The sequence below is a fragment of the Sphingobium abikonense NBRC 16140 genome, assembly GCF_001598335.1.
Classification (GTDB): Bacteria; Pseudomonadota; Alphaproteobacteria; order Sphingomonadales; family Sphingomonadaceae; genus Sphingobium; species Sphingobium abikonense.
On sequence record NZ_BCYT01000011.1, the window covers coordinates 80,933 to 90,018 of the forward strand.

13 protein-coding genes are annotated in these 9,086 nt (G+C 63.6%); 9 read left to right on the top strand and 4 right to left on the bottom strand.

The window, feature by feature from the left end; genetic code table 11:
* Positions 1 to 5 precede the first annotated feature (5 nt).
* Together SAB01S_RS12810 and SAB01S_RS12815 are read right to left on the bottom strand one after the other, a co-directional pair.
* Positions 6 to 1,430 carry a transposase gene (locus SAB01S_RS12810; protein ID WP_021224445.1) on the bottom strand — a complete coding sequence of 475 codons (1,425 nt, stop codon included), beginning with the start codon at positions 1,428 to 1,430 and terminating at the stop codon, positions 6 to 8.
* A 94-nt stretch (positions 1,431 to 1,524) separates the two neighbouring features.
* The gene (locus SAB01S_RS12815; RefSeq protein ID WP_021224446.1) at positions 1,525 to 1,941 is read right to left on the bottom strand and encodes a MerR family transcriptional regulator; all 417 of its coding nucleotides are present in this window, start codon (positions 1,939 to 1,941) and stop codon (positions 1,525 to 1,527) included.
* Positions 1,942 to 2,004: 63 nt separating this feature from the next.
* On the opposite strand from SAB01S_RS12815, the gene SAB01S_RS12820 reads away from it, so the two are divergent.
* Both SAB01S_RS12820 and SAB01S_RS12825 read left to right on the top strand, forming a co-directional pair.
* Positions 2,005 to 2,421, top strand: a complete 417-nt coding sequence (locus tag SAB01S_RS12820) for a mercuric transporter MerT family protein (protein WP_004213257.1) — start codon at positions 2,005 to 2,007, stop codon at positions 2,419 to 2,421.
* Positions 2,421 to 2,642: a GDCCVxC domain-containing (seleno)protein gene (locus SAB01S_RS12825; RefSeq protein ID WP_004213258.1), complete on the top strand. Its 222-nt coding sequence runs from the start codon at positions 2,421 to 2,423 to the stop codon at positions 2,640 to 2,642. Before SAB01S_RS12820 ends, SAB01S_RS12825 begins: the two co-directional genes overlap by 1 nt.
* A 16-nt stretch (positions 2,643 to 2,658) precedes the next feature.
* Here the strand turns inward: SAB01S_RS12825 and SAB01S_RS12830 are convergent, their stop codons facing one another.
* Positions 2,659 to 3,210, bottom strand: a complete 552-nt coding sequence (locus SAB01S_RS12830; RefSeq protein ID WP_326868476.1) for a DsrE family protein — start codon at positions 3,208 to 3,210, stop codon at positions 2,659 to 2,661.
* A gap of 60 nt (positions 3,211 to 3,270) precedes the next feature.
* The gene (locus SAB01S_RS12835) at positions 3,271 to 4,743 is read right to left on the bottom strand and encodes a multicopper oxidase family protein (RefSeq protein ID WP_007016074.1); all 1,473 of its coding nucleotides are present in this window, start codon (positions 4,741 to 4,743) and stop codon (positions 3,271 to 3,273) included.
* 203 nt (positions 4,744 to 4,946) lie between these two features.
* Between SAB01S_RS12835 and SAB01S_RS12840 the strand changes: the two genes are divergently transcribed.
* Genes SAB01S_RS12840 through lgt form a run of 7 tightly spaced genes read left to right on the top strand, consistent with a single transcriptional unit; the run spans position 4,947 to position 9,053 of the window.
* Positions 4,947 to 5,288: an ArsR/SmtB family transcription factor gene (locus tag SAB01S_RS12840; RefSeq protein ID WP_004213264.1), complete on the top strand. Its 342-nt coding sequence runs from the start codon at positions 4,947 to 4,949 to the stop codon at positions 5,286 to 5,288.
* A gap of 2 nt (positions 5,289 to 5,290) precedes the next feature.
* Positions 5,291 to 5,716: a YeeE/YedE family protein gene (locus tag SAB01S_RS12845; protein WP_004213265.1), complete on the top strand. Its 426-nt coding sequence runs from the start codon at positions 5,291 to 5,293 to the stop codon at positions 5,714 to 5,716.
* 3 nt (positions 5,717 to 5,719) lie between these two features.
* Positions 5,720 to 6,163, top strand: a complete 444-nt coding sequence (locus SAB01S_RS12850) for a DUF6691 family protein (protein ID WP_004213266.1) — start codon at positions 5,720 to 5,722, stop codon at positions 6,161 to 6,163.
* The gene (locus SAB01S_RS12855) at positions 6,160 to 6,939 is read left to right on the top strand and encodes a sulfite exporter TauE/SafE family protein (protein WP_004213267.1); all 780 of its coding nucleotides are present in this window, start codon (positions 6,160 to 6,162) and stop codon (positions 6,937 to 6,939) included. The genes SAB01S_RS12850 and SAB01S_RS12855 overlap by 4 nt, the downstream gene beginning before the upstream one ends.
* Positions 6,940 to 6,958: 19 nt before the next feature.
* Complete coding sequence (locus SAB01S_RS12860; RefSeq protein ID WP_007016078.1) at positions 6,959 to 7,708, top strand: MBL fold metallo-hydrolase; 750 nt, start codon at positions 6,959 to 6,961, stop codon at positions 7,706 to 7,708.
* A gap of 36 nt (positions 7,709 to 7,744) precedes the next feature.
* Positions 7,745 to 8,131 carry a rhodanese-like domain-containing protein gene (locus SAB01S_RS12865; protein WP_004213269.1) on the top strand — a complete coding sequence of 129 codons (387 nt, stop codon included), beginning with the start codon at positions 7,745 to 7,747 and terminating at the stop codon, positions 8,129 to 8,131.
* 46 nt (positions 8,132 to 8,177) lie between these two features.
* Positions 8,178 to 9,053, top strand: coding sequence for a prolipoprotein diacylglyceryl transferase (lgt, locus tag SAB01S_RS12870; protein WP_007016079.1), 876 nt, complete (start codon positions 8,178 to 8,180; stop codon positions 9,051 to 9,053).
* The last annotated feature ends 33 nt before the right edge of the window (positions 9,054 to 9,086 follow it).

Here is a 9,086-nt window from a genome sequence, read left to right on the forward strand (position 1 = left end):
CGGCGTCAGAAGATCGTCGCGTAGTAGGATTGCTCGAACCGGCCACGGCTGATCCGGGCCATGCGCTCGATGCGTTCCGGCACCGGGGGCGGGCGACGGTTCCGGGCCGGTCTTGCGTCGGTGCGGGCTAACAGCACGAGATTGGCAATGGCCGCGCCCAACAGAAACTCTTCTTCGGCACCGCGCAGTCCGCGAAGGTGCAGGCGGGTCAGCCCTCGCTTGCCTTTGGCATCGGCGAACACCCGCTCGACACCCCGGCGCAGCCGCATCGACCGCTTGAATAGCGGCGTCTGCATCTCGCCGCGCACCATCTCACGCACGTCCTCATATTCGCTGTGCGTGACCGACCTGTTGCTGCCTGCGGTGCATTTCCGTTTGAGGTGACAGGCGCGGCAATCGGCAGGACTGGCGCTGTATCGGAGAAAGCCCGCCCGACGATCGGCACCGCGAAAGGGCAGTATCTTCCCAGCGGGGCAGACATAGCGGTCCTGCTCCCGCTCATAGCGGAAGGCTTCGCGGGGGAATTTGCCCTTGGTCTGTTCGGATCGTTCCAGCACCGGGATATGCGGGATGGTGCCGCGATCGGTGACGAACGCCAGGAACGCAGCGCTGCCATAGGCGGTGTCGGCCGCGACACGCTTTGGCCGATAGCCGAACCGATTGTCGGCCCGTGCCAGCATGGTCCGCCCCGCATCGACTTCCGCGGCGAAGCGGGCGGGACTGGCCTCCACGTCGATCGCCACCCCTCCCGGCGTGTCAATCAGGACATTGAAGGCATAGCCGAACCGGCCCCGCGCCGTGCGCGCCGACCATGCCGACGCCGGATCGGTGCGTGACACCTCGGCCGGTTTGCCACGCGGTACGCCATGTTCCTGCGGTGGAGCATTGGCCTGATCCGCCAGCCATTCACAAACCGGGCGGGGAAGCCGGGGCGCGGCCATGTCGGCGTCCCGCATCTTGCGCTGCCAGCTTGCATCGGCCGCGACGAACGATGCATCGATTGCGGCATCCTTGTGGGCGATCAGCCCCGCATCGGCGCAGCGCCGCACCGTCTGCTCGAACAGGATGCGGAAGATGCTAGCATCGCGGAAGCGGCCATGCCGGTTCTTGCTAAACGTCGAGTGGTGCGGCACCGGCGCGTTGAGCGGCAATCGGCAGAACCAGCGATAGGCGAGGTTGAAGCGGACTTCCTCACACAGACGGCGCTCCGACGTGATGCCATAGAGGCGAGCGATCAGCGCCATGCGGACCAGCAATTCAGGCGCGATCGAGGGACGCCCACGGCAACTGTAGTGCGGCGCGAGCGCATCGCGCAGTTCACCCAGGTCGATCAGCCCGTCTATCCTGTGCAGCATATGATCGGCGGGGATCATCGCTCCCAGCGCCCGCCAGCTTGCGCCCTTGCCGCCTCGCTGTTGCTCACCCATCATGGCCGCTGCTCCCGATGTGTCGAAGCAGGGAACCCGTTAGGAACGCGATCGGATCACCCGGCCTTTTTTCAACAGCCCCGACCGGTTTTGACACCTAAGTGGTTGTATATTGGTCAAGCAATTCGATCACGGCACAACTCGCCGCCCCGTCGCCCTCGCAACGGTCGATCGTCGTGGCAAGCAGGCTTTCGAGTTGCGCTAGGTCTGCCATTTTCGCGCGAACCCGCTCCAGGTGGTGGGCCGCGATCTCGCGGACCTCACTGCACGACGCCTGCGCGGGACCGCCAAGTGACAGGATCGCGCGCACCTCGGCCGGGGTGAAGCCGAGTTCACGCGCGCCACGGATGAATCCAAGGACGCGGACGTGGCCGGCCCCATATACTCGCCGGCCCCCGCTCGTGCGGGGTGGGGTCGCCACAATGCCGACGCGCTCGAAATAGCGGATCGTCTCGATGTTCACGCCGGTTCGGCGCGACAACTCGCCGATAGCTAGGCCTTTCTCATCCCTCATAATTCGCTTGCTCCTGTAGCCGCTACAGGAGGCATTAGGGGGTTATTCCGCCGGAGACGACTGATGAATAAAAGGATTTTGCCGCACGAAACCCTGGCCGCTTCCGCATCGCCACGCCGCGCCGACGCGGGGCTATCCGCCCTGGGTGCGCTGGCGAGCTTCGGCGCGGTCCTAGCCGCCGCATCCTGCTGCGTCTTGCCGCTCGCGCTGGCGGCGCTGGGCGTGGGGGCGGGCCTGTCGAGCACCTTCGCCGCGCTGATGCCTCTGCGCTGGGCCCTGACGGCGCTTTCCCTCGTCGGCCTGGCTGCCGGGTGGTGGGCGTATGTGCGGCGTCGGAGGACCTGCGCTGCGGATCGGTCCTGCACCGTGACCCTACCGTCCCGCGCAACTCCGATCATGCTCACGATCGGCACGACCCTGACGCTGACCGCGCTGATATGGGATCGCATTGAAGCGCCGCTTATAAAGGCGCTTTCCTGATGCAGCTCACCTCCACGCTGACCTGTCCCGAGTGCGGCGGTGTCGCGACCGAGACGATGCCCACCAACGCCTGCCAGTTCTTCTATGATTGCCGACATTGCGCGGCGGTGCTGCGGCCCCTGGCCGGCGACTGCTGCGTGTTCTGCTCGTTCGGCGATGTCCCATGCCCTCCGATTCAGGAGGCGAAGGCGAACGGGACCGTGGCGGGCTGCTGCGGGTGAGGGGGTATCGCACCTTTCAATCCGGGATGAGCGCGTAACCCCGGATTTGTAGATTCGCCAAGGTTGTAAGCGCCGAATCATCGATCTCAACGCCCGAAGCCACTTGGTTCGGCATGATCTCATTTCCGACCATGGCCTGACTGCAAACGCGGATTGAAACACCGGCTTTCTGGAGAGCGGCAATCAGCGCAGCGTTCGGGTTGGCCGCTACCTTCATACGCGCCGCATATGGCGCGTTCTGCAGGACGAGCGGGGTCGCGGGACCATGAATGATGACGGCGATGTCACCAGCCGGATGGACCTTGTCCGCGCCTAGCAGGTTCACGAAGCGCGCGACCTTCTCAAGGCTGGGATTCACTTTGTCGGGAGAGCTTGCGGCCTTGGTGACATTGAACAAGACGCGGTAGCGAAGCTTGGGATCGGGCCGCTCGGCAGCACTGGGCACGGCCACGATCCCGCCAAATCCCGGTATTACGGGATAAACCAGATTATCCTGTGCAGCTAGCGAGGTGCCGCCGGTCAGCATCGTTGCCGCGAGCAGAAATGTGGCGAAAGCTCTTTTTGGCAACCTTGCTCTCCTGTTGGACGGTAGGCGCTGCATAAACTCTCCAGAAGTGGGAGCCTACGCCTACGCAACACTGAACTGGCCCATCATTCCATTATCCTCATGTTCAAGGATATGGCAGTGATACATGAAGGGAGCGCTCTTGGCCGGCTGATCAAATCGGATGAGAAGCTCCACCGGTTCCTTGACGAGGACCGTGTCGCGCGGCCCCTGGTCGAGAACATCGGGCTGCCCGCCACCGCGGGTGAGAACATCAAAGTGGACGCCGTGAATATGGATCGGGTGGCGCATCATTTCGCCAGACACCTCCCATATTTCGGTGGAGCCTAGCTTCACCGTCTCATCGATGCGATTCATGTCGAATGGCTTGCCATTGATCGTAAGGCCGCCACCGCCGCTTCCTGAGCCCATCATGCCGCCCATGCCCATGTTGAGGCTCAGACGGCGACGGCGCACCGCCTTGCTGGCGTCGGGCCCAGTTCGTGATGCCAGAAGGGTCGGCACGACGCCGCTGGCACGAGCCTGTCCCAACGGCCGTGGTTCAAACCGCAGCACGGTCGCTGGTGCCGCGGCATCGGTCCTTCGGGCGCCACGCCCCATCATACCCATGCCGCCCATCATCGAGCTGTTGGTATCAGCCGCCGTCACCAGCGAGGCGGACCTACCGTCCGTGAAGTCCACGAGAAGCTCGGCACGTTGGCCCGGCGCCAAGGTTATGGCTTCCAATGCCACTGCGTGTTCGAGCAGCCCCCCTTCGGTTCCGATCCAGTGAAAGCTCCGCCGATCGGAAAACGACAGCTCATAAATCCGCGCGTTCGATGCGTTGACGAGCCGCAGGCGAACCAACCGATTTGGCACCGCCGCCAGCGGATTCACCGCGCCGTTCACAAGGATCGTGTCGCCGCGCCGGCCCTGCATGGCGACCATCATGCCGCCTGGCATGACAAGGCGACCATTTTCGAACTGGCGATCCTGGATGAGCAGGGGCAGATCGTCCACGCCATATTCTGACGGGAGCCCCAGGCCCTGCTCTTCGTCGTCGGTTACCAGCAACGCCCCAGCCAGGCCCGAATAGACTTGCTCGGCCGTCAACCCATGGACGTGTGAGTGATAAAGGAGGGTCGCTGCGGGCTGCCGGATCGGGAGCGTGGGCCGCCAGGTCGCGCCCGGCGCGATGATCTGATGGGGGCCGCCATCCAGCTCTCCGGGGATCAGAAGCCCGTGCCAATGCACAGTCGTGTCCGCGTTGAGCCCGTTGGTCACGACAGCCGCCACGTCGTCGCCACGGCGCACCCTGATCGTCGGTCCGAGATAGCTGCCATTATACCCGAGCGTGTCACTCGGCCGGCCTGGATAAAATGAAGTCGTTCCGGACTGGACCCGTAGCGCGAATGAGCGGCCAGGCCGTGCGTCCAACAGCGGCGGCATCGGAAGCGGGTTTGCACCTCCCCCGCCGAGGCCCGGCGTGGAGCGCGAGCAAGCGGTGGTTGCGAACAATGCCGCTCCGCCAGCCAACAGCGAACGTCGATCGAGCATCTAAATCTGTCCCAGCGTGCAGCGCAGCTCGGAAGCGATACGGACAGCCTGGTCGATCAGCATGGGGTTACCTCGCACTCCGGCGCTTCGAAGGAGCCTCGATGGCTTGGCGAAATAGTAGCTCACGGGGGGAACCTCCTAGCTGGCGCTTGATCGAACACCACTCCATCATATATGCTACATATAAGATGTTTGGAGCAACTGTGCCACCTTCCCTCGTTAAAATGTCTCCGGAGCTTCTGGAGGAAAAGGCCGGCGAAGCGGAAGCGTTCCTCCGTTCGCTTGCGAGCCGGCACCGTCTGATGATCCTGTGCAGCCTGCTCGGCGGGGAGTTGTCGGTAACCGATCTGGGCGAACGCCTCGGACTGACACAGTCGAATTTGTCCCGCCATCTGGCCACGCTGCGCGACGAAGGCCTGGTCGGAACACGGCGGGAGAAAACGACGATATTCTACCGCATCACGTCCGAGCGCGTGCTGCCGATCCTGACGGAACTCTACGCACTCTTTTGCGCCGGTGACGAAGCTGAGAGCAGAGAATCCTGACGATGGAGGGTTTCACCCCATTCTCGGCCATCGTGGGCGGCGCGCTAATCGGCCTCTCGGCTTCCTTCCTGTGGATCGCCAATGGGCGCATCGCTGGAATCAGCGGCATCGTCGGCGGGGTGCTTGCGCCTGTCCGCGGCGAGATGGCCTGGCGCGCAACATTCCTGGTCGGCCTGCTCGCCGCGCCCTTGCTCTACCGGGCGGCGGGCGGCCTGCTACCGGACCTCACGTCGCCGGCCCCAGTCGCCGTCGTGATCGCAGCCGGCCTTCTGGTGGGATTTGGGACTCGGCTCGGGAGTGGTTGCACCAGCGGGCATGGCGTCTGCGGAATAGCGAGGCTCTCGCCCCGCTCGCTCGCCGCGACAGGCGTCTTCCTCATCACAGCGGCCGCGACTGTGTACGTCGCCCGACACGTCATCGGACTCTGAGCAATGAGGAAGCTGCTCATCGCGCTCGCCTCGGGGCTCATTTTCGGCTTCGGCCTGATCGTCTCCGCCATGATAGCCCCCAGCAAGGTTCTGGCGTTTCTTGATGTCGCCGCGCCGTCGTGGGACCCGAGCCTTGCCTTGGTGCTGGCCTCGGCCGTCATGGTTTCAGCGTTGGGATTTGCACTCGGCCGAAGGCGCGATGCTCCGCTTTTCGCACCGGCGTTCAATGGGCCATCGTCCCGGTCCCTGGACAAGAAGCTTCTCTCGGGCGCGGCTTTGTTCGGCGTCGGATGGGGCCTCGTCGGCTACTGCCCTGGTCCGGCCCTGGTCGCCCTGAGCCTCGGAGCGCCGGCGGCGCTGGTGTTCGTCGTGGCGATGCTGGCGGGCATGGGCGTCTTCGCCCTTCAGGAACGTTATCGCGCAGCCAGGCCCGGGGCAAACCCATGACGCCGGTCGACATCCTCACGCTCATATCCGGTGTCGTCGTCGGCTTTACCCTCGGGGTGATCGGCGGCGGCGGCTCGATCCTTGCCCTGCCGTTGCTGCTGTATGTCGTGGGCATGAAGGACCCGCACGTCGCGATCGGCACGAGCGCGCTGGCGGTGGCCGCCAATGCCTTCGCCAACCTGATCCAGCACGCCCGGGCCGGAACCGTGAAGTGGCCCTGCGCCCTCGTCTTCGGGGCATCGGGCGTCATAGGCGCCCTGATCGGCTCCACCCTGGGCAAGATGGTGGCGGGTCAGCATCTCCTGGTGCTGTTCGCAGGCGTGATGATCGTGGTGGGGGTTTCCATGCTGCGCGGCAAATCCGGCGGCGGCGACCCGGGCGTGCGGATCACGCGCCCCATCGCTGTGCGGCTCGTGGCGATCGGCCTTCTCGCCGGCCTCCTGTCAGGGTTCTTCGGCATCGGCGGCGGCTTCCTGATTGTGCCCGGCATCATGCTCGGCAGCGGCATGCCCATCCTCAACGCGGTCGGATCGTCGCTGTTTTCGGTGGGAACGTTCGGATCGGCGACAGCCCTCAACTATGCCCTGTCAGGACTCGTGGATTGGCGCGTGGCCGGCTTCTTCATCGCTGGCGGGGTCGCTGGCGGCGTCGCCGGCATGCAAACCGCCATCCGGCTCGCCGATCATAAGGGCTTGCTCACCCGCATCTTCGCTTTCGTCCTGCTGGCCGTGGCCGCCTACATGCTGTTCCGCAGCCTGGGCGGGATCGGCGGCTAGACACCATTGGAGACCGATCATGATCTTTCGTCAGTTGTTCGAGCCGGAGTCCTCGACCTACACCTACCTCCTCGGTTGCCCGGAGACGCGCAAAGCCGTCCTGATCGATCCTGTCCTCGAAACGATCGAACGCGACCTTGCCGCGCTTCAGGAACTGGATCTCGAACTGGCTTATACGTTGGAGACGCATGTGCATGCGGACCACGTCACATCGGCCTGCTATCTGCGCAGCCTTACCGGCTCCAAGATCGCGTACCCCGCCATGGACGGCCTTCCCTGTGCTGACGTGGGGGTCGCCGAGGACCAGCCTTTGACTGTCGGCGCGCTCAAGCTTCAGCCGCTGTTTACGCCGGGGCACACCGACGCCCACCATACCTACCTGGTTGAGCAGCCCGATGGTCTTCGCGCCTTCACCGGCGACGCCCTGCTAATCGACGGCTGTGGCCGCACCGACTTCCAAAACGGTGACGCCGCCACCCTTTATCACTCCGTCACGCAGAAGATTTTCACGCTGCCGGGCGATGGTCTGATCTACCCGGCTCACGACTACAATCATCGCCACATCACGACAGTGGCGCAGGAGCGTGAACGGAACCCGCGCCTTGCGGGCAAGACCGTTCAGGAATTCGTCGCGATCATGGCCGCTCTCGATCTTCCCTACCCAAAGAAGATCGACGTTGCCGTTCCGGCAAACAAGCTTTGCGGTGATTGCCCGACAGATTTGCCGGAAATGCTGCGCCAGATAGGCGGCAAGTCCGAGCAGGGCTGAGCCATCCGATACAGGTTCATTTACAGGAGAAAGTCGATGCCAACACGCACCTCGAAACAACTCGTTTCCGAAGCGAATGCGATTGTCGAAACTATCGCGCCTGACGATGCAGCCAAACTTGTCGGCAATCCCAAGGTCCAGTTCGTTGACATCCGCGAGCCAGGGGAAGTCGCAAAATCGGGGCTGGTGGCTGGTGCGGTGCATGTCCCGCGTGGCCTTCTGGAATTCCAGGTCGATCCTGAAAGCCCCACCCACAATGCCAAACTCGCCAGTGGATCGCGGTTGGTGCTCTATTGTGGGTCCGGCGCCCGCTCGGCGCTGGCCGCAAAATCACTCAAGGAGATGGGCGTGGAGAATGTCGCCCACGTCCCCGGCGGGTTTGCGGCGCTCAAGGATGCCGGCGCTTCAATCGCACCGGAATAACCCATGGCGCGCTCGAGCGCCGCTTCTCGCAGGCAGGATACAATCCTTGGATAGCCATATCGCATTCGCCAGCCTCGGATTGAGCCCGATAGCCATCTCCATAGGCCCGCTCGACATCCGCTGGTACTCGCTGGCCTATATCGCCGGCATCATTGCCGGGTGGTGGTATCTGCTGCGGCTGCTGGCCCAACCAGCGGCCCCGATGAACCGCGCACAAGCCGACGATCTCGTGTTCTACGCGACGTTGGGCGTTATCCTCGGTGGCCGTCTCGGCTATGTGATCTTTTACGGTCCTGAGATGATCTTCGACCCCCTGCAAATCCTCAAGCTGTGGGACGGCGGCATGTCGTTCCACGGGGGTGCAGCTGGCGTCTCGCTCGCGCTGATCCTGTTCGCGCGACGACACGGCCTCGAATGGCTGCGGGTCCATGATTATGTCGCCTGCACCGTGCCGATCGGCCTGTTCTTCGGCCGCCTCGCTAATTTCGTGAATGGTGAGCTTTGGGGAAAGCCCACCGATGTGCCTTGGGCGATTGTGTTCCCCGGAAGTCGCGATGGCCTCGCGCGTCACCCGAGCCAGCTCTACGAAGCCGGGCTGGAAGGACTGGTCTTGTTTGCCGTGCTCGCGTGCCTTTTCTGGTTTACCAACGCCCGACGTCGCCCTGGCATGCTCGTCGGCGTGTTCCTTCTTGGCTATGGGCTCGCTCGCTTCATTGTCGAATTCTTCCGGGAGCCGGATGCCCAGCTTGTCGGCTTCACAGCCAGAACAGGGCTTCATATGGGTCAGTGGCTCACCGTGCCGATGATTGCCGCAGGTATCTATTTGATAGTCGCAGCTTGGCGCGCCGGCTCGCGCAACCAGCAGGGCAAATCAGTAAAAAGTGAGCCAGCAATCATGCCAAAATCGAGTTGCAGTGAATAGGAACTAGCGGTCGCTATCCTGCTGCTCCTTGTT

What these genes read in the sequence shown, in the direction of transcription:
- SAB01S_RS12810 (WP_021224445.1), bottom strand. Translation starts at nt 1,430, where the DNA reads ATGATGGGTGAGCAACAGCGAGGCGGCAAGGGCGCAAGCTGGCGGGCG.
- SAB01S_RS12815 (WP_021224446.1), bottom strand. Translation starts at nt 1,941, where the DNA reads ATGAGGGATGAGAAAGGCCTAGCTATCGGCGAGTTGTCGCGCCGAACC.
- SAB01S_RS12820 (WP_004213257.1), top strand. Translation starts at nt 2,005, where the DNA reads ATGAATAAAAGGATTTTGCCGCACGAAACCCTGGCCGCTTCCGCATCG.
- SAB01S_RS12825 (WP_004213258.1), top strand. Translation starts at nt 2,421, where the DNA reads ATGCAGCTCACCTCCACGCTGACCTGTCCCGAGTGCGGCGGTGTCGCG.
- SAB01S_RS12835 (WP_007016074.1), bottom strand. Translation starts at nt 4,743, where the DNA reads ATGCTCGATCGACGTTCGCTGTTGGCTGGCGGAGCGGCATTGTTCGCA.
- SAB01S_RS12845 (WP_004213265.1), top strand. Translation starts at nt 5,291, where the DNA reads ATGGAGGGTTTCACCCCATTCTCGGCCATCGTGGGCGGCGCGCTAATC.
- SAB01S_RS12850 (WP_004213266.1), top strand. Translation starts at nt 5,720, where the DNA reads ATGAGGAAGCTGCTCATCGCGCTCGCCTCGGGGCTCATTTTCGGCTTC.
- SAB01S_RS12855 (WP_004213267.1), top strand. Translation starts at nt 6,160, where the DNA reads ATGACGCCGGTCGACATCCTCACGCTCATATCCGGTGTCGTCGTCGGC.
- SAB01S_RS12860 (WP_007016078.1), top strand. Translation starts at nt 6,959, where the DNA reads ATGATCTTTCGTCAGTTGTTCGAGCCGGAGTCCTCGACCTACACCTAC.
- SAB01S_RS12865 (WP_004213269.1), top strand. Translation starts at nt 7,745, where the DNA reads ATGCCAACACGCACCTCGAAACAACTCGTTTCCGAAGCGAATGCGATT.